Source organism: Pseudoduganella sp. S-14 (assembly GCF_049913285.1).
Classification (GTDB): Bacteria; Pseudomonadota; Gammaproteobacteria; order Burkholderiales; family Burkholderiaceae_D; genus Rugamonas.
In genome coordinates this window covers 722413-742749 of the sequence record NZ_CP183991.1, presented here as the reverse complement: position 1 = coordinate 742749, position 20337 = coordinate 722413, and the positions used below count along the sequence as shown (strand labels likewise).

The window sequence follows — 20337 nt, the reverse complement described above, 5'->3', positions numbered from 1 at the left end:
ACTTGCCCCGGCTTCTCAGGATCAGGCTGCGTGCGTTGCGACAGCCGGTTTGTTGAAGTCTGCCAGCAGCGCTGCTTCCTTCTGCTTGGCCGCCTTCAGGTGGCGCTCCTTGACATGGCCGTAGCCGCGGATGTCTTCGGGAATGCGCGCAATCGCCACGGCAGTTGCCAGGTTATCGGCATTCAACTTGCCCAGCATGCCCTCCACCGTCTTGCGGTATTCGCCGATCAGTGCGCGTTCCATCTTGCGCTCCGCGGTGTAGCCGAAGACGTCGAGGGCGGAGCCGCGCAGGCCTTTGAACTTGGCCAGCACGCCGAAGGCTTTCAACATCCATGGACCGAATTCCTGCTTGACCAGGTGGCCTTCCTTGTCCTTCTTCGCGAACAGCGGCGGCGCCAGGTGGAACTTCACCTTGTAGTCGCCTTCGAACATATTGGCGATCTTTTCGCGGAAGGCAGGGTCGCTGTGCAGGCGCGCCACTTCGTACTCGTCCTTGTAGGCCATCAGCTTGTAGAAGTAGCGGGCCACGGCTTCGGTCAGCTTCTTCGAGCCCAGCGCGCCTTCTGCTGCCTGTACCTGCGCCACGAAGTCGCTGTACTGCCTGGCGTACGCGGCATCCTGGTAGGCGGTCAGCAGTTCCACGCGCTTGGCAATGATCTCTTCCAGCGTCTGGGTGCGCTTGAATTCGATCACGGTTGCCGGTGTGGCCAGTTTGGTCACGGCGGCAGTGTCGTGCGCGCAGTAGCGGCCCCAGTTGAAGGCTGCCTTGTTGAACGGCACGGATACGCCATTCAATTCGATCGCCTTCATCAGCGCAGCCTCCGACAGCGGCACGTGGCCTTTCTGGAAGGTGTAGCCCAGCATGAACATATTGGTGGCGATGGAATCGCCCATCAGCGCGGTCGCGATCTTGCCGGCGTCGACGAAGTCCACATTGGCTTCGCCACAGGCGCGCTTGATCTCGGCCTGCGAAGAAGTGCCCGGGAACTGCCAGTCAGGGTTCTTTACGAAGGCGGCGGTGGTAGCGCCGGTCGAGTTGATGGCTGCGTAGGTGCGGCCTTCGCCCATGCGCGACAGCGCGTCTTTCGATGCGGTCACGATCTGGTCGCAGCCGATCACCAGGTCGGCGCTGCCGGTACCCACGCGCGTCGAGTGCAGGTCGGCCTGCTTGTCGGCCAGACGCACGTGCGACATCACAGGGCCGCCCTTCTGGGCCAGGCCGGACATGTCCAGCACGATGGCGCCCTTGCCTTCGACGTGGGCGGCCACGGCCAGGATCTGGCCCACGGTCACCACGCCGGTGCCGCCGATACCGGTGATCAGGATGCCGTATGGGTTGGCGGTCGAAGGCAGCACCGGCGCTGGCAGGGCCGGTACTTCACCGCCGCCTGCCGCAGCTGCTTTCTTCGGTTTCTTCAGGCCGCCGCCTTCCACCGTCACGAAGGACGGGCAGAAGCCGTTCACGCAGGAGAAGTCCTTGTTGCAGCTGGACTGGTTGATCTGGCGCTTGCGGCCCAGTTCAGTTTCCAGCGGTTCCACGGACAGACAATTGGACTGAACGGAGCAGTCGCCGCAGCCTTCGCAGACGGCTTCGTTGATCACGGCGCGCTTGGCCGGGTCAGGGTATTCGCCTTTCTTGCGGCGGCGACGCTTCTCGGAGGCGCAGGTCTGGTCGTAGATCATGGCCGACACGCCCGGCTTGTCGCGCAGTTCCTTCTGCACGTCCATCAGCTCGGAACGGTGGCGCACGGTGACGCCCGGCGCCCAGTTGTAGTCGTCCGGGTATTTCTCGGGATCGTCGGTGACCACGATGATCGGGGTCACGCCTTCCGCGGCGATCTGGCGCGAGATCATGCCAGGGTCCAGCGGGCCGTCCACGTTCTGGCCGCCGGTCATTGCCACGGCGTCGTTGTACAGGATCTTGTAGGTGATGTTCACCTTCGCCGCCACGGCAGCGCGGATCGCCAGGATGCCGGAGTGGAAATAGGTACCGTCGCCCAGGTTGGTGAAGACGTGCTTCTCGTTGGTGAACGGCGCCTGGCCGACCCAGGTCACGCCTTCCGCACCCATGTGGGTGAAGGTGGACGTTTCACGGTCCATCCACAGCACCATGTAGTGGCAGCCGATACCGGCCATGGCGCGCGAACCTTCCGGCACCTTGGTCGAGGAATTGTGCGGGCAGCCGGAGCAGAAGTAAGGAATGCGGTCGGTTTCCGGATTGGCCTTGGCCGGCAGGTTCTTCAGCGCGGCCTCCTTGGCTTCCAGGAACGCGATGCGCTCTTTCACGCGTGCCGCTACCGGATGGTCCTTGCAATAGTGCTCGATACGGGAAGCGATGGCGCGCGCGATCTGGGCCGGGTTCAGCTCATAGGTCGCAGGCAGCAGCCAGTCGCCGTGGCCGGTCTTGCCCTTGTTGCTCCACTCGCCGGTGTCGTCGAACTTGCCGACCACGCGCGGACGCTCGCCGTCCGGCAGGTTGTACAGCTCTTCCTTCAGGGCGTATTCCAGGATCTGGCGCTTTTCTTCCACCACCAGGATCTCGTCCAGGCCCTTGGCGAATTCGTGCACGCCGTCCGCTTCCAGCGGCCAGGTCATGCCGATCTTGTAGAGGCGGATGCCGATGTCGGCAGCGGCTTGCTCGTCGATGCCCAGGTCGGCCAGCGCCTGGCGGGTGTCGAGGTAGGACTTGCCGGCGGTGATGATGCCGATCTTCGGCTTGGGCGCATCCCAGATGATCTTGTTGAGCTTATTGGCGCGGCAGTAGGCCAGCGCTGCGTACCACTTGTAGCTGTTCATGCGGACTTCCATGTCCAGCACGGTGTCCGGCCAGCGGATATTCAGGCCGCCCGGCGGCAGTTCGAAGTCTTCCGGCATCTTGATCTGGACGCGGTCCGGGTCGAAGTCGACCACGGCACCCGACTCGATGATGTCGGTCACGCACTTCATCGATACCCACAGGCCGGTGTAGCGGCTCATGGCCCAGGCGTGCAGGCCGTAGTCGAGGTATTCCTGCACCGACGACGGATACAGCACCGGAATGCCGCAGGCGTTCAGGATGTGGTCCGACTGGTGGGCGGTGGAGGACGATTTGGCAGCGTGGTCGTCGCCGGCCAGCACCAGCACGCCGCCGTGCTTGGAAGAGCCGGCGTTGTTGGCGTGCTTGAACACGTCGCCGCAGCGGTCGACGCCCGGGCCCTTGCCGTACCACATGGAGAACACGCCGTCGTACTTGGCGTCTTCGAACAGATTGGTCTGCTGGGTGCCCCAGACGGCGGTCGCCGCCAGGTCTTCGTTCATGCCCGGGTGGAACTTGACGTGGTGCGCGTCGAGGTGCTTCTTGGCCTTCATCGCGGTCTGGTCGACCGAGGTGACTGGCGAACCGCGGTAGCCGGTGATGTAGCCGGCGGTATTCAGGCCGGCTTTCAGGTCGCGTTCACGTTGCAGCATCGGCAGGCGGATCAGGGCTTGCGTGCCGGTCATGAAGGCGCGGCCGCGCTCCAGGGTCCACTTGTCGTCGAGGGTGATGTCGTGCGCAGGCGATAGCTCGCCGCTCTTGACGGGTGCGTTCATCAGGTGTGTCTCCAAAAACTTCTTCAAGTTGTTTAGCGGCGCCCCGTCTTAGGTGCGGGGCTGCCGGAATTCTTTTTAACCCGGTAAACCTGGGTCAGACCCAAGGGTCTGACCCCGCCCTGCCGGGTTTAAGCGGCCGACTTCGAAGGATCGTCCAGCACGCCGCGGCGGATCTGGTCCAGCTCAATCGATTCAAACAGCGCGCGGAAGTTGCCTTCGCCAAAGCCCTGGTCGCCCTTGCGCTGGATAATCTCGAAGAAGATCGGTCCAATCACGTTCTGGGTGAAGATCTGCAGCAGCAGTTCGCGTTCGGTTTCGTTCGAATGGCCGTCGATCAGGATGCGCAGGCGGCGCAACTCTTCCACGTTCTCGCCGTGGTTAGGCAGGCGGCGGTTGACCAGCTCATAGTAGGTCTCGATCGTGTCCTGGAACACGATGCCCTGGTCGCGCAGGCCCTGCACCGAGTTGTAGATCTGGTCGGTACCGAGCGCGATGTGCTGGATGCCTTCGCCGTGGTATTCGTTCAGGTACTCGGCAATCTGCGACTTGTCGTCCGACGATTCATTGATCGGGATGCGGATCTTGCCGCACGGCGAAGTCATGGCCTTCGACTTCAGGCCGGTCAGCTTGCCTTCGATATCGAAGTAGCGCACCTCGCGGAAGTTGAACAGGCGCTCGTAGAAGTCGGCCCATTCCTTCATGCGGCCACGGTGCACGTTGTGGGTCAGGTGGTCGATGTAGGTCAGGCCATTGCCGACCGGGTTGGCTTCGGCGCCCGGGATGGCCACGAAGTCCGCATCGTAGATCGAGATATCGCCGATGGCGCCGGACGGCTTGCCATCAGCCGAATTCTTGCCGCGCCAGCGGTCCACCAGATACAGCAGTGAGTCGCCCACGCCCTTGATGGCGGGGATGTTCAGCTCCATCGGGCCGGTTTTGTTGTCAAAACCCCACGCGCCGAGTTCCAGCGCGCGCTTGTACGCGAAGGCTGCATCGTCCACGCGGATCGCGATGGCGCACACGGACGGGCCGTGCTGGCGGGCGAAGCGCTGGGCGAAGGAATCCTGCTCGGCGTTGATGATGAAGTTGATGTCGCCCTGGCGGTACAGGGTCACGTCCTTGTGGCGGTGGCGGGCGATCGCAGTAAAGCCCATGTTTTCGAACAGCTTGCCCAGGGCTTTTGGATCAGGTGCCGCGAACTCGACGAACTCGAAGCCGTCGGTACGCATGGGGTTTTCCCAGGGGGTGAATTTCATGGTGCGTCTCCCTTTTAGAATTGCGCACAGTATAGTCCCCTGCATGCGACATTTAATTGCAAACATTTCCCAACATTGCTTGGATTGAGCAATAATATTGCGAGAACACCGACTGAAAGAGGAATTTATGACCAAGATTGCGCTGGATAAAACGGATCGCAAGATATTGTCCATCTTGCAAACAGACGGCCGGCTGTCCAACCAGGATGTCGCAGAGCAGGTCAACCTCTCGCCGTCCCCCTGCTTGCGCCGCATCAAGCGCCTGGAGGAGGAAGGCGTGATCCGCCAGTATGTGGCGCTGCTGGACCCGGACAAGATCGGCCTTGGCCTGCTGGCCTACGTCAATGTGCGCCTGGAGAAGCACAGCGACGCTGCCGCCCACAGCAATGCCCGCGCCCTGGGCGTGAATCCGACCGGCACGTCGCCGCGCGCCGACTTTGCGGTGGCAGTCGAACAGTGGCCGGAAGTGGTGGCCTGCTACGCCATGACCGGCGAGATGGATTACCTGCTGCGCGTGCACGTGGAAGACATGGACCACTTCTCGCGCTTCATGATGGCGACACTGCTGCGCCACCCGGCAGTGCTGGATGTGAAATCGTCTTTCGCCCTGCAGCGCATCAAGGACACCACAGCCTTGCCCCTCGTGTGAAACTGAAACTCAAGCTCACCCTTGCCGTGCTGCCGGGCGGCGCCGCCAACCTGGCGTGCGCAGACGAATACGCTGCTTACAAGCTGGCCGCCGCGCCCTGATCGCCGAACAGGCGGCGCGCAACGCCAGGGTGTTCCAGGACGAACTGGTGCAGCTGATCCCCTTTTCGGCGCGCTGCAGTGCTCACCTGGTCCCGCTTGGCGAGGCGTTCATCGAGACGCTGCCGCCGGAAAAGATCGATGCGCTGCGCCTGGCCGGCATGCGCCAGATGCAGCAGGGTGTATTCAATACCCTCAGCGCCACCCTCACCATGCTGGTATACAAGGAAATGGACGAGGCTCACCTCGTGCGCATCGCGCGCGCCGTTGCCAGGTCGGCGTCGGCATATGCATCGATCATGTCCCTCGCCATGCGTGACCAGGTCAAAAACCTGGCGGCAGCCGCGCAGCCATGGGTCACCGCTGAGCAGGCTGCGCTCTTGGCGCAAGTGGTCCTGGGCATGCAAGACCCCAAATGCGGCAAGGTGTGCGAGGTGAATGGCGAATGACGCGGGCGCCAGTCTACGTCAGTCGTGCTCGTGCTGGCGCACCAGCGACTGTTCCAGCCGCTGGTAGTCCGGGGTAGCGCGCACCTTGGCGATGGCGTTCCAGAGCGCTTCGAAACGCTTGGGGTCCTTGTCGTAGGCCTTGCGGCCCACCATCAGGTGGAAATCGAAATTAGCGAAAGGCTGCTTTGCCAGCACGACGCGACCATGGTAGCGCGGATCTTCTTTCAGCAGGTTTTCCGCATCGCGCCCCATCAGCACGGCGACATCGGCACTGCCCGCAGCCAGCAGCCGCAAGCCCTCCTCCGCAGTCTTGGGCGTGTCGATCACGGTCTGGCCGCTCGCCTGCAGCATGTCCACGATGTAGTAGCCGCGCTGCGCCACCACCAGCTTGCGCGGATTGACCAGGGTCTTGCCATCCCAACTTGCGCCGCTGTCGACGCGCAGGTACACGTCGACGTGGTCACGATACATCGCGCGCTCGGGGTCCTGGGAACCGTCGGCCTTGGTCGGCGGCCGGCTGTAGACGCGCCGGCGCGGGTTGTCGGAAGGACCGACCATTGCGTCGATCACGCCGGTACGAGTCTCTTCTTCACAGCGTTTCCATGGGCGGGGAACGAAGTTGACATGGTCGCCGGTGATCTTGGCTGCGCGTTTCAGCAACTCGATATTCAGGCCCGTGCCATCCGGCATGGTCCACGGCGCCTGCGGGATGTCTTCGTAGCAGAAGGTCAGCGGCGTGCCCGCCGCCTGCGCCAGCGGTGCGGCCATGGTTACGGCTAAAGCAATGCTGCGCAGGGCAAACGGCATGAAGCCTCCTCTACTTTTCGTCCGATTTTACTCCAGGGATCTTGTCGAGCAGTTTGCTGGCGGCACGGACGTTGGCTTTCAGGGCGTAGTCGAGCGACGCGAGCTGTTCTTCCATCGCTTCCTGCAACACGCTGGCCGGGTCGGCCGGGCCGAGCTTGAGGTAGGCGTCCGCCTCGCCGTAATCGCGGTGGATTTCCATGCCGGCCTTCTTGGCAATGTGGATCATCGTGGCGTTCGACGACAGGCAGTGCATGTACAGGGTGTCGACATCGTTGTTGCGGCAGGCGATGTTGGCGCGTTCAAACAGCTTGGAGCCGATGCCAAGGCCGCGCGCGGACTTGGAGACCGATACGCCGAATTCCGCCACCTGGTCCTTCTCGGTGACCTTGTGCTTGTCCTCGTCCCGATCGTTGAAGGCCAGGTGGCCGACCGCCACCAGCATGAAGACGCGGTTGTAGACGCCGAACACCAGGTCGCGGTCGAAGTCGATACTGTTGACGTAGCGCGCGACCTGCTCGTCGTTGATGGGGGAGCCGAAGCGCAGCAGGCGGTCGCGGTGCTCCAGCGCGAGGAAGTGCTTGAGGATGCGGCGCCGGTCGCGCTCGCGCAGTTCCTTGACCGGCACGGTTGGCCGGTCCGTACCGCCGAACAGGCCGCGCAAGGGATTGCGGAAGAAGTTAAGGCTGGTCATCGTTGCGCCCCTCCGCGCCGATCGCTGCATGTACCGCTTGCACGCGCGCCGCGCGCACCAGCTCGGGAATCTGTTGCGGCTCCGCCGCCGAGCGCTGGGCGATCTCGCCGGCGTTGACTGCGCGCGCTGCATCGAGCGCCCTGGCCAGCAGCCCGCGCTGCGGCGATGGCGAAGTACCGCCGACATTCGCGCATTCGGCTGCAAGCACCATCTGCATGAAGCGCGCCGGCTTGCGGAAGCCGTCGCAGCGTTCGAACAGGCTGACTAGCGCTGCGGCGTCCAGCGCCTGCGCCTGGCCCACGCTCACACGGTCGCGCGCGGTCATCACCGCCAGGTCGCGGCATTCGGTCGGCACTTTCAGGCGCTTGCTGGCCTGCTCGACCTGCGCCACCTCGAGCGCAAGCGTCAGTGCAGCAAAACGCACCGGCAGCTCATGGCCTTGCGCGGCGGCGCAATCGATCACCGGCGCCACAGCGTGGCCATCATCGACTTCCGGAAGGATGCGCGACAGGGCTCCGCAGTCGCGCAGCACCTGCAGCATGCGCGAAGGCTTCTGCTCCATCAGGCCGCGCGCGATCTCCTGCCACACGCGCTCGGGCACCAGTGCATCGACCTCGCCCTCTTCCACCATGCGTTTCATCAGCGCGTTGGTTTCGGGCGCCACGCGAAAGTCGGGATAGCGCGAGGCAAAGCGCGCCAGGCGCAGGATGCGCACGGGGTCCTCGGCGAAGGCGTCCGACACGTGGCGGAAAATGCGGTCCCTGATGTCCCGCTGGCCCTGGTAGGGGTCGACCAGCACGCCATCGTCGCCGCGCGCGATGGCGTTGATGGTCAGGTCGCGCCGCACCAGGTCTTCCTCCAGCGTCACGTCGCTGGAGGTGTGGAACACGAAGCCCTTGTAACCGGGCGCCGTTTTGCGCTCGGTACGCGCCAGCGCATATTCCTCCTGCGTTTCGGGGTGCAGGAATACCGGAAAATCCTTGCCTACGGGACGGAAGCCGGCCTTCACCATGTCTTCCGGCGTGGCGCCAACCACCACGTGGTCATGGTCCTTGACGGGCAGGCCAAGCAATTCATCGCGCACCGCACCGCCGACCACGTAAGTCTTCATCGCCATCAATCGTCCGGCATCTCCGCGTCATGCAGTGGCGCGGTTTCGGTTTCAGCCAGGGCGCCGGCAATCCAGGCATCGACGGCAGGATGGCAGCGCATGCGCTCGCAGTAGGCGGCCAGCGCCGGCGGCAGCACCACGCCGTAGGTCTTGAAGCGGCACACCACCGGCGCGAAGAAGGCGTCGGCAATCGAAAACTCGCCGAACAGGAACTCGTTGTGGCCGAAGCGGCTCAGGCATTCTTCCCAAATCTCGCTGATGCGGCCGATGTCGGCCTGGGTCGCCGGCGTGCGGCCCTTGCCCGGATAGCTGCCCTTGATGTTCATCGACATCGTGGTGCGCAGGCTGCCGAACGAACTGTGCATCTCGGCACAGACCGAACGCGCCAGCGCACGCGCGGCCACGTCGCGCGGCCACATGGGCTTGTCGGGGAATTGCTCGGCCAGGTATTCGCAGATCGCCAGGCTATCCCAGATCGCCATGTCGCCGGCCAGCAGCACGGGCACGCGGCCACTGGCACTGTACCTGGCGATATTGTTGGAGGTGTCAGGCTGGTCGAGCAGCACGCGCACTTCGGTGAACGGGATATTGAAGGCTTTCATCGCAACCCACGGGCGCATCGACCATGAGGAATAGTTCTTGTTGCCGATGACCAGGGTCAGGCCCGGTTCGCGCGCTGCGGCCAGGGTTTCGGCAAGTTTCGGGTCGAGTTCTGTGGTCTGCATGTTTCCTCTGCTCTGGTTTAACGGCCGCCGTAGGCGGCTTCCTGTTGTTCCTGTTCGGAGTAGCCCTTCGGCGTGACGGTGCCGCCCAGGCGCGCCTTCAGCGACTGCGGACGGCCGTCGAACAGCGCCGCGTAGTAAGTGGCGTTGACCATCACATTTTTCACGTAGCCGCGCGTTTCCGAGAACGGAATCGATTCAATGAAGATGGTGCTGTCCATCGGCCTGGTCAGCTGCGTGCGCCAGGAGCGCAGGCGTCCCGGCCCGGCGTTATAGGCGGCGGTGGCCAGCACCTGCGAGCCATCCATGCTGCCAAGAACCATGTTCAGGTAGTTCGCGCCCAGCAGGATATTGGTCTTCACGTCCGTCAGCATGCCTTGCACGAAATCGGTCAGCCCGATCTTGCGCGCCACCCAGCGGCCGGTCGACGGCATTACCTGCATCAGGCCCGAGGCGCCGACCGAGGATTGCGCATCCATCACGAAGCGCGATTCCTGGCGAATCAGGCCATATACCCAGGCGCGGTCCAGGCCCAGGGTGCTGGTGGTCGGCTGCATGATGTCGTCATGCGGCACTGGATAGCGGTGCGTGTAGTCGGCCTGCACGCGGGTCTTCTCCGAGGTGTACACCATGCGGTCCAACACATGTTTTTCGCGTGCGAATTCGGCGGCGGCGATCAGTTCGCGCTCGCTCAGGCGACGCGTCTCCCAGTTCCACTCGCGCGTGCCTTCAAAGCGCAGGCGCATGTCGAAGAACTTGAGCGCGCGCTGCAGGCCGGGGTTGGCGGCGATGGCGGCCATCTCGGCCGGCGTCGGGGCCGGGCCGGGCGGCGGGATGGTGACCAGTTGGCCCAGTTCTTCCCCAGCCAGGATGCCGTAGTAGCTGGACTGGTCGGCGATGCTGCGGTAGGCCGCCAGCACTTCCGGCGTGTTGCTGCCTGCTTCGGCGGCAATGGCGCGCGCATTCCAGTAGATCCAGGTCGGATCCTTGCGCAATTGCGGCGGCATGGCCGCGATGGTGGCCTTCACCGTTTTCCAGTCGCGCTCACGCAGGGCGATGCGGGTCTTCCACTGCATCTGGTCCAGCGACAGCGGCGCGCCGGCCGACTTGGCCCAGTAGCCTGCCGTGTCAGGGGAGAACGAGTAGGACGATACCAGCGCCAGGTTGGCCCAGCCGATGGCACGCTCCTGCGGCGTCAGTTTCGGCAAGTTCTTTTCCAGCGCCATGCGCGCCAGGTTCATGCTGGTGCGGGCACCGCGGCCCACCGCGACCAGGAAAGTCTCGTGGTCGGCGCGTGTGCTGCCGGCGCCTTTGGCCAGCGCCAGCGTGGGCAGGTCGACTGCCTGGCCCATCTTCTTGTCGGAGCCATTCAGCAGCATTGCGGTGCGTTTGGCAGGGCCGGTGGAATTGGTTTCTCCAGCCAGGCGCACCTGCGCCCACAGGTCTTCCTCGTTGAATTGTCCGCTCTGCGCCAGCGCTGCGATCAGCGAACCGCATGCTTCGCCGTAGTAAGGCGGGAAGACCAGCAGCGCACGCGCATCGGCAGCAACGTTCTGGCCCTTGGAGAAGCGCGACAGCAGGTTGTAGCACTTGACCTGGGTGTCGTCCTGCAGCACGAACTGCGGGAACTGTTCGTCGAAGGTGGTCCATTCGCGCTTGCGGCCCAGTTCCAGCAGCCAGTCGTTGCGCATGCGGTCGGCGATCGCGCTGCCCTGGTACTTGCTCAGGAAGGCGCGCACCTCCGGATCGGTCACTTCCTTGAGGCGGGCCTTCAGGCGGTAATAATCGACGTAGGAGGGAATCGGGTAATCGGCAAGGCGTGCGGCATAAAACTCCGCCTTGGCGGCGTCGTCGCGCCGGACCGAATCGCGCAGCAGGAGGAAGGCGTCATCTTCCTTGCGGCTGTCGCTTGCGTTATCCTGCGCCAATGCCAGTGGCGAGGCGGCGCATGCCGCAACCATCAGTGCGCCGGCTATCCATTTCGAGGTGGAAATCAATGTACGACTCTCAAGGTAATTCACGATATGACCAGCCCAACTAGGATACCACGCAACCCCGACGGCCAGCCAGCATCGGGCAAGGCGGAACTGCGCAAGCAGATGCTGGCGGCACGCCGCGCGCTGGCGCCGGAAACGCGTGCGCAATGGGACAAGGAAATTGGTGCGAAGGTGGTCCAGTGGTGGCGTGAATCCGGTGTGGGATCGGTGGGCGTGTACTGGCCCTTGCGCGACGAGCCAAACTTGCATGCCTGTTATGCGGAGCTGGCGCAACTGGGCGTGAAACTGCTGTTGCCGGTGGTGCTGGAAAAGCATGCTCCGCTGGCATTCGCCGAGTGGACCATTGGCGAACCGATGGTGAAGGATTCGATGGGCGTGGCGGTGCCGGCCGTGCTGCGGCTGGTGCAAGAGTACCCGCCGGCTTTACTGGTGCCTTGCCTGGGCTATAACGCGCAAGGCTACCGCCTGGGCTATGGCGGCGGCTTCTACGACCGCACGCTGGCGAAAGAACCGCGCCCGGCCACTGTAGGCGTGGCCTATCGCTGCCTCGCTGCCGAATTCGGCAGCGATGGGCACGATGTGGCGCTGGACCGCATCCTCACTGAGGACTGACGAGGCGGTTCCACAGGGCCGTCGTGGCGACGGCCTGGTTCATCGAGTAGAAGTGCAGGCCCGGCGCGCCGCCGGCCAGCAGGCGTTCGCACAGGTCGCTGACCACGTCCAGGCCGAACGCCTTGATCGAAGCCGAATCATCGCCGAACGACGCCAGCTTCAGGCGCACCCAGCGCGGAATCTCCGCACCGCACATATCCGAGAAGCGCATCAGCTGCGTGTAATTCGTGATTGGCATGATGCCGGCCACGATAGGCACGTTCACGCCTGCTTTCTGCGCCGCGTCGACGAAATGGAAATATGCGTCGGCGTTGTAGAAGTACTGGGTGATCGCGGCATTGGCGCCGGCGTTCACCTTGCGCACGAAGGCCTGCATATCGTCCTGCGGCGAGCGTGCCTGCGGATGGACTTCCGGGTAAGCCGCTACTTCGATATGGAACCAGTCGCCCGTTTCGGCACGCACGAATTCCACCAGCTCGTTGGCGTAGCGGAACTCGCCCGACATGCCGTAACCGGACGGCAGGTCGCCGCGCAGTGCCACCAGGCGCTTGATGCCGTGCGCTTTGTACTGCTGCAGGATGGCGCGGATCGATTCGCGCGTGCCGCCGATGCAGGACAGGTGCGGCGCCGCGTCTTCGCCGGCCGCCATGATCTCGAGCACGGTGTCGAGGGTGCCCTGCTGGGTCGAACCGCCGGCGCCGAAGGTCACGGAAAAATATTTGGGATGCAGTTCGGACAGTTTGGCGCGCACGAGGCGCAGCTTTTCCGTCCCTTCCGCCGTCTTGGGCGGGAAGAATTCGATACTGAAATTATGGTTAGCCATCATTGTCTTTCAACAGGAGGGTAGACAAGGCCCAGGAAATCACGCTGTACAGGAGCGCTGCGAGGATGGCATAGCCAAAGCTGTCGACATGGAAGCCGTCCACCACTTTCGCCACCAGCCAGAACATGAAGCCGTTGATGACAAAGATGAACAGGCCGAGCGACAGCACCGTAACGGGCAATGTCAGCAACAGCAGCAGCGGGCGCACCAGGGTGTTGACCAGGCCAAGCAGGAGGGCAGCAACCAAAGCGGCGCCAATGCTTGTGACACTGACGGAATGCATGAGGTAAGGCACCGCGAACAGCGCGGCGGCATTGATTATCCAGGTGAGGACCAAACGCATAATGAGTAACCTTGGCAAACTTTGGCCCTGCCGCCCGCGCGGGCGGCAGGGCAAGGGACTGCTTAGTAGCGGTAGTGTTCAGGCTTGTAAGGGCCTTCGACCTTCACGTTGATGTACGCCGCCTGCTCTTCGGTCAGGGTGGTCAGCTGCGCATTCAGCTTCTTCAGCTGCAGGCGCGCGACTTTCTCGTCCAGGTGCTTCGGCAGGGTGTACACGCCGACCGGGTAAGCCTTGGTGTTGGCGAACAGCTCGATCTGGGCAATGGTCTGGTTGGCGAACGAGGACGACATCACGTACGAAGGGTGGCCGGTGCCGCAGCCCAGGTTCACCAGGCGGCCTTCCGCCAGCAGGATGATGCGCTTACCGTCCGGGAAGATCACATGGTCCACCTGCGGCTTGATGTTCTCCCACTGGTACTTCTTCAGGGAGGCAACATCGATCTCGTTGTCGAAGTGGCCGATGTTGCAGACGATGGCCTGGTCCTTCATCTTCAGCATGTGCTGCTCGGTCAGGATGTGGTAGTTGCCGGTGCAGGTCACGAAGATGTCGCCGTGTTCCGCGGCGTAATCCATGGTCACTACGCGGTAGCCTTCCATTGCAGCCTGCAGGGCGCAGATCGGGTCGATCTCGGTCACCCACACTTGCGCCGACAGGGCGCGCATCGCTTGCGCGGAGCCCTTGCCCACGTCGCCGTAGCCGGCGATCACGGCGATCTTACCGGCGATCATGACGTCGGTGGCGCGCTTGATGCCGTCCACCAGCGATTCGCGGCAGCCGTACAGGTTGTCGAACTTGGACTTGGTGACGGAGTCGTTCACGTTGATGGCCGGGAAGGCCAGCTTGCCTTCCTTGTGCATCTGGTACAGGCGGTGCACGCCAGTGGTGGTTTCTTCGGTCACGCCCAGGATGTGCGGCAGGCGCTTGGAGTACCAGGTCGCGTCCTTGGCCAGATGGGCCTTGATGGAGTTGAACAGGCAGATTTCCTCTTCCGAGCCTGGGTTGCTCAGGACCGAGATGTCTTTCTCGGCGCGCGCGCCCAGGTGCAGCAGCAGGGTTGCGTCGCCGCCGTCGTCCAGGATCATGTTGGAGTACACGCCTTCACCTGGCCATTCGAAGATGCGGTGGGTGTAGTCCCAGTAGTCGGCCAGGGTTTCGCCTTTGACGGCGAAGACCGGGGTGCCCACCGATGCGATAGCAGCGGCAGCGTGGTCCTGGGTCGAGTAGATGTTGCAGGAGGCCCAGCGCACTTGCGCGCCCAGCGCTTCCAGGGTGCGGATCAGCACGGCGGTCTGGATGGTCATGTGCAGCGAGCCGGTGATGCGCGCGCCTTTCAGCGGCTGCGCTGCGGCGAATTCCTCGCGGATTGCCATCAGGCCTGGCATTTCCGTTTCGGCGATCTTGATCTCTTTTTCGCCCCAAGCGGCCAGGCCGATGTCAGCGATGATGTAGTCTTGGGAGTCTTTGAGTACGGCGTTCATCACGCCCTCCTTTCAGTGTGTTGAAAAAAGTAACGTGAGCGCGGTGTTGATGTTCCGAGCCTGGCCAGGCTTGCTGGTCGCAGCGCTCCTCGGAGAATGGGAATTGTATCAAGAAAGTCGGGGTCAGGTCCGGCAATCCGCCATTTTGGCGGATTGCCAGACCTGACCCCGACTTTTCAATTACAAGCCGGCGGCGGCGCGCAGGATTGCGGCCTTGTCGGTGCGCTCCCAGCTGAACTCCGGCTCTTCGCGGCCGAAGTGGCCGTAGGCGGCGGTCTTGGTGTAGATCGGGCGCAGCAGGTCCAGCATCTGTACGATGCCTTTCGGGCGCAGGTCGAAGTGTTCCTGCACCAGTTGTGCGATCTTCTCGTCGGAGATCACGCCAGTGCCTTCGGTGTACACGGTGATGTTGATCGGGCGTGCCACGCCGATCGCGTACGACACCTGCACCTGGCATTGGCGCGCCAGGCCGGCGGCCACCACGTTCTTTGCTACGTAACGCGCAGCGTAGGCTGCGGAACGGTCAACTTTCGATGGGTCCTTGCCGGAGAACGCGCCGCCGCCGTGCGGGGCTGCGCCGCCGTAGGTGTCGACGATGATCTTGCGGCCGGTCAGGCCGCAGTCGCCCTGCGGGCCGCCGATGACGAAACGGCCGGTCGGGTTGACCAGGAACTTGGTGTCCTTGATCCATTCGGTCGGCAGCACCGGGCGGATGATCTCTTCGATCACCGCTTCTTCGATCTGCTTGTGGCTCAGTTCAGGCGCGTGCTGGGTCGACAGCACCACGGTGTCCACGGACACCGGGCGGCCGTCGACGTAGCGCAGCGTGACCTGCGATTTGGCGTCGGGACGCAGCCATGGCAGACGGCCGTCCTTGCGCAGCTGCGACTGGCGCTCGACCAGGCGGTGCGCATAGTAGATCGGCGCTGGCATCAGTTCCGGGGTTTCGTCGCAGGCGTAGCCGAACATCAGGCCCTGGTCGCCGGCGCCCTGGTCCAGGTCGATGCCTGCACCTTCGTCGACGCCCTGGGCGATATCCGGCGATTGCTTGTCGTAAGCAACCAGCACGGCGCAGCCCTTGTAGTCGATACCGTATTCGGTGTTGTCGTAGCCGATGCGCTTGATGGTGTCGCGGGCTACTTGAATATAATCCACGTTGGCGTGGGTGGTGATTTCACCTGCCAGCACCACCAGGCCGGTATTGCACAGCGTCTCCGCGGCAACGCGGGCGCGCGGGTCCTGGGTGAGGATGGCATCCAGAATCGCATCGGAAATCTGGTCGGCTACCTTGTCCGGGTGGCCTTCAGAGACGGATTCAGAGGTGAAAAGGAAATCGTTGGACATCGCAAGCTCCTGAATTGGTTCGAAAATAACATTGTCGCAAAACCAATAAAGCTTGCGACGCTTTAGCGAAGTTTGTATCCCGCCTCGCAAGTTGTCTGTTAACTCAGCGGCTACTGCAACGTGGTATTTTACGCTTCTTAAAAAATTTTTGTGCAGAGCAACGTAAAAATGCTCTTATAAATTAAGAAATGCTGTTAAGAATATTTCGCTTTTTCTCCGTTTTCCCCCTGCCGGTCCTGCATGCCCTGGGCGTGGTTCTCGGCTGGCTGGTCTACCTGCTTTCCCCTTCCTACCGTCGCCGCATGCGCGCCAATATGGCCCAGGCCGGATTTTCCGCCCATCTCGGCAGCGCCGTGGGCGAGGCCGGCAAGGCCATTGCCGAACTGCCGTTCATCTGGTGCGCCGACCCGCAGCGCGTGACCAACCGCGCCACCGTCGAAAACTGGGACCTGGTGCAGCAATACCTGGACGCCGGCAAGGGCATCGTTTTCCTGACCCCGCACCTGGGATGCTTTGAAATCACTGCGCAGGAAATCGCCCACCGCACCGAGCTGATGGTGATGTACCGTCCGCCCCGCAAAGAAGCGATGAAGCCGCTGATCGAAGGCGCGCGAGCCCGCAAGAACCTGCTGCTGGCGCCTGCCAATATGGGCGGCGTGCGCATGCTGGCCAAGTTCCTGAAGAAAGGCCAGCCGATCGGCCTGCTGCCGGACCAGGTGCCGCAGGAAGGCGAAGGCGTGTGGGCCGATTTCTTCGGCCGCCCTGCCTACACCATGACCTTGCCGGCCAAGATGGCGCAGCTGGGCGATGCCGTGGTCCTGATCGTCTACGCCGAGCGCCTGCCGGGCGGCAAAGGCTACGTGGTGCGTTTCGTGCCGTTCGAGGGCTCGCTGGCAGGCGATTCCGCCGCCCAGGCGCGCGCCATCAACGCTGAAATGGAGAAGCTGATCGCGCGCTGCCCGGCCCAGTACTACTGGAGCTATAACCGCTACAAGGTGCCGGCCGGCGTGGCCGGTCCGGGCGCCGCGGCGCAGGAGGCATCGGCATGAGGCTCCTGCTGGGGATGATGTGGTTGCTGCACTGGTTGCCGCTGCCGGTGCTGGGCCGCATCGGCAAGGCCGTCGGCAACCTGCTGTTTATCGTGATGGGACCGCGCCGCGAGATCGCGCTGACCAACCTGCGCCTGACCATGCCGGAATTGACGGAACAACAGCGGCGCGGCATCGCGCGCCAGCACTTCCAGGCGTATTCGCGCAGCGTGCTGGAGCGATCGATCCTGTGGTGGGCCTCAGAACAGCGGCTGCGCAGGCTGATCAAGGTGGAAACCAGCGACGGGATGGCGCCCGGCAAGGTTCCGGTTGCCGAGATGACCGAAAAGCCGACCATCCTGCTCTGCCCGCATTTCGTTTGCCTGGACGTGGGCGGCGCCGCGATCGCCATGGAAGCGTCGGCATCGTCGATGTACGTCGCGCAAAAGAACAAGGTCTTCGATGAAGTGCTGCGCGCCGGCCGCGCGCGTTTCAAGCCGGTCAGGCTGTTCACGCGCCAGGACGGCATCAAGCCCATCCTGCGCGCACTGAAGGAAAAGCTGCCTTACTTCATGCTGCCGGACATGGACTTTGGCGACAAGGATGCGGAATTCGTGCCCTTCTTCGGCGTACCTGCCGCGACCTTGACCGCTACTGCGCGCATCGCCGCGGCAACCGGCGGCCAGGTGATGCCGGTGATCGCCACCTTCCTGCCCAATTACGAAGGCTACCGTGTGAAGTTCTATCCGGTGTGGGAGAATTACCCAGGGCCCGATATGGTGGCGGCAACGCGCCGTATGAATGAATTTATTGAAGAACGCGTCAAGGAAGCGCCGGCCGAATACTTCTGGACCCACAAGCGCTTCAAGACCCGCCCGGAAGGCCAGCCTTCCTTCTATTCGAAGAAACAATGAAACTCAAATTCACCAAGATGCACGGCGCAGGCAATGACTTCGTGGTCATTGACGCGATCAACCAGAAAATCGATTTCAGCCCCGCCCAGTGGCAAGCGCTGGCCGACCGCCGTTTTGGCGTCGGTGCGGACCAGATGCTGGTGGTGGAAAAGTCGAGCGTGCCGGGTTGCGATTTCCGTTACCGTATCTTCAACAATGACGGCGGCGAGGTGGAACAGTGCGGCAATGGCTCGCGCGCCTTCGTCAAGTTCGTGGTGGAAAAAGGCCTGACTGCGGCACGCAAGATCAGGGTGGAAACGCTGGCCGGCATCATCGAACCACGCCTGGAAGATGACGGCAGCATTACCGTCGACATGGGCGCCCCGGTGCTCGACCCGGCGCAAGTGCCGTTCGATGCAGAGGGCTTGCAGGGCCAGCCGGAAGGCCGCGAAACCTTGTGGCCGCTGGTGCTGGAACTGGCCGGCCAGCGCGAAGCGGTGCAGGTTTCGGTGGTGTCGATGGGTAACCCGCATGCGGTGCAGGTGGTGGCGGATGTGGATAGCGCGCCAGTCGAGCTGGTGGGGCCGCTGATCGAGCACCATCCGCGCTTCCCCAAGCGGGTGAATGCCGGCTTCATGCAACTGCTGGATCGCCAGCACGTCAAGCTGCGCGTGTTCGAGCGCGGCGCCGGCGAAACGCTGGCTTGCGGCACCGGCGCTTGCGCGGCGGTGGTGGCGGGCATTCGGCGCGGCTTGCTCGATTCGCCGGTGCGGGTTGACGCACGCGGCGGGCAATTGTCGATTGCGTGGGCGGGCGAGGGCCAGCCGGTTTACCTGACCGGGCCGGCCGTGACTGTCTTCGAAGGCGAGATGACGATCTAAAACCGGTAAACCTGGGTCAGACCCGAGGGTCTGACCCCGTCTGTGCCACTGCCGCAAGCCCGGGTTAGGCACTGTTGATTTTCGTCGAAAGTCAAAGGCGCACAACCCAATCGAGGACGCTGCGCAGAATGGGTCTACCCCTTGGGTCAGGCGGCCGCCATCATATCGGCGCCAAGCCAGCTTTTCAGGCGATACAAGCGCTGCCGGTAATTCCCCTCCATATCCGCATCCACCTGCTCGAACAGCCGCACGATGCGGTCCAGCTTCTGCCGCTCCGCCGCGGTGCGCACCAGCACTAGGCGGCGCTTGCTGCGGCCATAACTGGCGCGAATATCGACCACCAGGCAATGCCCCTGGTCGGCCACCTTCACGTCCAATAGCAAAGCTTCGGCGCGCGTCAGGCGGAACAGGGCCGCCAGCTCGATGCGCGCCGCCAGCAAGGGCTGGCTGCTAAGGATTTCACGCGTCAGCAACGGCAACAGCGGATCGGCCCAGCCTGCCGGCGGTGGCGGCGGCGCAATCCGGTCCAGTGCCTGCTGCGCCTCGGCGCTGCCCTGGGCTGCCGCCTTTTGCAGCCAGAACACGGCCCGCACATCATTGTCTTCGGCGCCGCGGCGCGCGCGCCAGGCGTGGATGCCGCATTCAAGCTGCGCCCCGCTATGCCCCATGTCCGCCGCCCGTTCCAGGCAGGCCTGCGCCTCGCTCGCGCTGCGCTGGGAGAACTCGGGGCGGATATAGATGCGCGACATGGCAAACCAGGCGTCGGCCAGCCCTTGCTCGCCGGCCTGGGCCAGCCAGCGCAGGGCGCGCTTGAAGTTCACCGTGCCGCTGCTGGACTCGACCCGGTCGCCCTCGCTGTTCATGCGGGCCAGGTGCAGCCCCAACGCCAACTGGGCATCGCGGTCGCCGCCCTGGGCTGCCATGGTGCGCAAGCGCAGCAGCGCCTCCTGGTCGGCATCCTGCTGGGCCTCCAGTGCGCGCCAGGCATCGGGCACACTGGACGGCACCTCGCGGCCCGGCACCGCGCGCTGCGGCAGCGCTGGCGCGGCGGCCTGGCGCGGCTGGCCCGTCGCGGCTGGCGGCGAGGGGTCGACGCGCCGCAGTTGCGCCAGCACGCGCACCGCCGCCGGGATGCCTTCCTGCGCGGCGCGCACGAACCACTGCAATGCCTGGGCCCGCGCAGGCTGCGCCACTTCGAAGGGGATGTTGGCGCCGATCAGTTGCCAGGCTTCCTCCACGCCCTGGGTCGCGGCGCGGCATAGCCAATGCAAGGCTGTCGGCATGTTCTGTGGCAGGCTGGCCCCGCCAAAAAGGTAGAGCTTGCCCAGCGCTAACTGGGCTGCGGCGTCTCCTGACCGCGCTCCCCTGATAATCACCAGCTCGTCTCGATTTGCCATCGATGTATCCGGTTCCAAGGAATAAGCTGCATGTCCAGTGTAGCCGCACCACTATGCGCTGGCGCATGACTCCCGGACTTTTTGATATGTCACCAATGTGACAGTCCTAGCTTGCGGCTTCCTTACAGCTCTTTCACTAAATGAGCAGGCTGGCAAGCGTTTCAAAAATACAACAGCGCCGGGCGGTT

General features: G+C 63.5%; 18 protein-coding genes and 1 riboswitch. Of the genes, 6 read left to right on the top strand and 12 right to left on the bottom strand.

The genetic code is table 11. The features are described from left to right. Positions 1-21: 21 nt before the first annotated feature. Together ACN9MZ_RS03455 and hppD are read right to left on the bottom strand one after the other, a co-directional pair. Entirely contained in the window at positions 22-3570 is a 3549-nt protein-coding gene (locus tag ACN9MZ_RS03455) for an indolepyruvate ferredoxin oxidoreductase family protein (RefSeq protein ID WP_426340916.1), read from the bottom strand. 128 nt (positions 3571-3698) lie between these two features. Continuing rightward, the gene (hppD, locus tag ACN9MZ_RS03450) at positions 3699-4826 is read right to left on the bottom strand and encodes a 4-hydroxyphenylpyruvate dioxygenase (RefSeq protein ID WP_426340915.1); all 1128 of its coding nucleotides are present in this window, start codon (positions 4824-4826) and stop codon (positions 3699-3701) included. A gap of 127 nt (positions 4827-4953) precedes the next feature. On the opposite strand from hppD, the gene ACN9MZ_RS03445 reads away from it, so the two are divergent. Both ACN9MZ_RS03445 and ACN9MZ_RS03440 read left to right on the top strand, forming a co-directional pair. Then, positions 4954-5475, top strand: coding sequence for an Lrp/AsnC family transcriptional regulator (locus ACN9MZ_RS03445; protein ID WP_028103119.1), 522 nt, complete (start codon positions 4954-4956; stop codon positions 5473-5475). A gap of 55 nt (positions 5476-5530) precedes the next feature. Further along, positions 5531-6022: a hypothetical protein gene (locus ACN9MZ_RS03440; protein WP_426340914.1), complete on the top strand. Its 492-nt coding sequence runs from the start codon at positions 5531-5533 to the stop codon at positions 6020-6022. 18 nt (positions 6023-6040) lie between these two features. Here the strand turns inward: ACN9MZ_RS03440 and ACN9MZ_RS03435 are convergent, their stop codons facing one another. From ACN9MZ_RS03435 to ACN9MZ_RS03415, 5 genes are read right to left on the bottom strand one after another with little or no spacing between them, the layout of a single operon-like run. Then, positions 6041-6829 (bottom strand): substrate-binding periplasmic protein, encoded by a 789-nt coding sequence (locus ACN9MZ_RS03435; protein WP_426340913.1) that lies wholly within the window; start codon positions 6827-6829, stop codon positions 6041-6043. Between the two features lie 10 nt (positions 6830-6839). Next, positions 6840-7520, bottom strand: a complete 681-nt coding sequence (locus ACN9MZ_RS03430; RefSeq protein ID WP_426340912.1) for a GNAT family N-acetyltransferase — start codon at positions 7518-7520, stop codon at positions 6840-6842. Then, positions 7507-8631 carry a hypothetical protein gene (locus ACN9MZ_RS03425; protein ID WP_426342861.1) on the bottom strand — a complete coding sequence of 375 codons (1125 nt, stop codon included), beginning with the start codon at positions 8629-8631 and terminating at the stop codon, positions 7507-7509. Before ACN9MZ_RS03425 ends, ACN9MZ_RS03430 begins: the two co-directional genes overlap by 14 nt. Positions 8632-8636: 5 nt before the next feature. Beyond that, on the bottom strand, positions 8637-9356 hold the full coding sequence (locus ACN9MZ_RS03420) for a glutathione S-transferase family protein (RefSeq protein ID WP_426340911.1): 720 nt from the start codon (positions 9354-9356) through the stop codon (positions 8637-8639). 17 nt (positions 9357-9373) lie between these two features. Beyond that, positions 9374-11314 carry a transglycosylase SLT domain-containing protein gene (locus tag ACN9MZ_RS03415; RefSeq protein WP_426340910.1) on the bottom strand — a complete coding sequence of 647 codons (1941 nt, stop codon included), beginning with the start codon at positions 11312-11314 and terminating at the stop codon, positions 9374-9376. 63 nt (positions 11315-11377) lie between these two features. Here ACN9MZ_RS03415 and ACN9MZ_RS03410 point away from each other — a divergent pair, with 63 nt between their 5' ends. Continuing rightward, positions 11378-11962, top strand: a complete 585-nt coding sequence (locus tag ACN9MZ_RS03410; RefSeq protein WP_426340909.1) for a 5-formyltetrahydrofolate cyclo-ligase — start codon at positions 11378-11380, stop codon at positions 11960-11962. On the opposite strand, the gene metF is transcribed toward ACN9MZ_RS03410, so the two are convergent. The 4 genes from metF to metK form a co-directional block, all read right to left on the bottom strand. Next, on the bottom strand, positions 11949-12785 hold the full coding sequence (gene metF, locus ACN9MZ_RS03405; RefSeq protein WP_426342860.1) for a methylenetetrahydrofolate reductase [NAD(P)H]: 837 nt from the start codon (positions 12783-12785) through the stop codon (positions 11949-11951). The genes ACN9MZ_RS03410 and metF overlap by 14 nt on opposite strands. Further along, complete coding sequence (locus ACN9MZ_RS03400; protein WP_426320540.1) at positions 12778-13128, bottom strand: phage holin family protein; 351 nt, start codon at positions 13126-13128, stop codon at positions 12778-12780. The genes metF and ACN9MZ_RS03400 overlap by 8 nt, the downstream gene beginning before the upstream one ends. Positions 13129-13190: 62 nt before the next feature. Further along, entirely contained in the window at positions 13191-14606 is a 1416-nt protein-coding gene (gene ahcY / locus ACN9MZ_RS03395; RefSeq protein ID WP_426340908.1) for an adenosylhomocysteinase, read from the bottom strand. 29 nt (positions 14607-14635) lie between these two features. Beyond that, a riboswitch (S-adenosyl-L-homocysteine riboswitch) is annotated at positions 14636-14703 on the bottom strand. An 83-nt stretch (positions 14704-14786) separates the two neighbouring features. Beyond that, positions 14787-15950, bottom strand: a complete 1164-nt coding sequence (gene metK / locus ACN9MZ_RS03390) for a methionine adenosyltransferase (RefSeq protein WP_426340907.1) — start codon at positions 15948-15950, stop codon at positions 14787-14789. 188 nt (positions 15951-16138) lie between these two features. Here metK and ACN9MZ_RS03385 point away from each other — a divergent pair, with 188 nt between their 5' ends. Genes ACN9MZ_RS03385 through dapF form a run of 3 tightly spaced genes read left to right on the top strand, consistent with a single transcriptional unit; the run spans position 16139 to position 18752 of the window. Next, a complete protein-coding gene (locus tag ACN9MZ_RS03385; protein WP_426340906.1) occupies positions 16139-16999 on the top strand; it encodes a lysophospholipid acyltransferase family protein in 861 nt (286 codons plus the stop codon). Continuing rightward, entirely contained in the window at positions 16996-17892 is an 897-nt protein-coding gene (locus tag ACN9MZ_RS03380) for a lipid A biosynthesis acyltransferase (protein ID WP_426340905.1), read from the top strand. The genes ACN9MZ_RS03385 and ACN9MZ_RS03380 overlap by 4 nt, the downstream gene beginning before the upstream one ends. After that, positions 17889-18752, top strand: coding sequence for a diaminopimelate epimerase (gene dapF, locus ACN9MZ_RS03375; RefSeq protein ID WP_426340904.1), 864 nt, complete (start codon positions 17889-17891; stop codon positions 18750-18752). The genes ACN9MZ_RS03380 and dapF overlap by 4 nt, the downstream gene beginning before the upstream one ends. Positions 18753-18898: 146 nt before the next feature. On the opposite strand, the gene ACN9MZ_RS03370 is transcribed toward dapF, so the two are convergent. After that, entirely contained in the window at positions 18899-20149 is a 1251-nt protein-coding gene (locus tag ACN9MZ_RS03370) for an SEL1-like repeat protein (protein WP_426340903.1), read from the bottom strand. Positions 20150-20337 lie beyond the last annotated feature (188 nt).

Coding starts and splice junctions, on each gene's coding strand:
- ACN9MZ_RS03455 (WP_426340916.1), bottom strand. CDS start 3,570: ATGAACGCACCCGTCAAGAGCGGCGAGCTATCGCCTGCGCACGACATC.
- hppD (WP_426340915.1), bottom strand. CDS start 4,826: ATGAAATTCACCCCCTGGGAAAACCCCATGCGTACCGACGGCTTCGAG.
- ACN9MZ_RS03445 (WP_028103119.1), top strand. CDS start 4,954: ATGACCAAGATTGCGCTGGATAAAACGGATCGCAAGATATTGTCCATC.
- ACN9MZ_RS03435 (WP_426340913.1), bottom strand. CDS start 6,829: ATGCCGTTTGCCCTGCGCAGCATTGCTTTAGCCGTAACCATGGCCGCA.
- ACN9MZ_RS03430 (WP_426340912.1), bottom strand. CDS start 7,520: ATGACCAGCCTTAACTTCTTCCGCAATCCCTTGCGCGGCCTGTTCGGC.
- ACN9MZ_RS03425 (WP_426342861.1), bottom strand. CDS start 8,631: ATGAAGACTTACGTGGTCGGCGGTGCGGTGCGCGATGAATTGCTTGGC.
- ACN9MZ_RS03420 (WP_426340911.1), bottom strand. CDS start 9,356: ATGCAGACCACAGAACTCGACCCGAAACTTGCCGAAACCCTGGCCGCA.
- ACN9MZ_RS03415 (WP_426340910.1), bottom strand. CDS start 11,314: ATGGTTGCGGCATGCGCCGCCTCGCCACTGGCATTGGCGCAGGATAAC.
- ACN9MZ_RS03410 (WP_426340909.1), top strand. CDS start 11,378: ATGACCAGCCCAACTAGGATACCACGCAACCCCGACGGCCAGCCAGCA.
- metF (WP_426342860.1), bottom strand. CDS start 12,785: ATGGCTAACCATAATTTCAGTATCGAATTCTTCCCGCCCAAGACGGCG.
- ACN9MZ_RS03400 (WP_426320540.1), bottom strand. CDS start 13,128: ATGCGTTTGGTCCTCACCTGGATAATCAATGCCGCCGCGCTGTTCGCG.
- ahcY (WP_426340908.1), bottom strand. CDS start 14,606: ATGAACGCCGTACTCAAAGACTCCCAAGACTACATCATCGCTGACATC.
- metK (WP_426340907.1), bottom strand. CDS start 15,950: ATGTCCAACGATTTCCTTTTCACCTCTGAATCCGTCTCTGAAGGCCAC.
- ACN9MZ_RS03385 (WP_426340906.1), top strand. CDS start 16,139: ATGCTGTTAAGAATATTTCGCTTTTTCTCCGTTTTCCCCCTGCCGGTC.
- ACN9MZ_RS03380 (WP_426340905.1), top strand. CDS start 16,996: ATGAGGCTCCTGCTGGGGATGATGTGGTTGCTGCACTGGTTGCCGCTG.
- dapF (WP_426340904.1), top strand. CDS start 17,889: ATGAAACTCAAATTCACCAAGATGCACGGCGCAGGCAATGACTTCGTG.
- ACN9MZ_RS03370 (WP_426340903.1), bottom strand. CDS start 20,149: ATGGCAAATCGAGACGAGCTGGTGATTATCAGGGGAGCGCGGTCAGGA.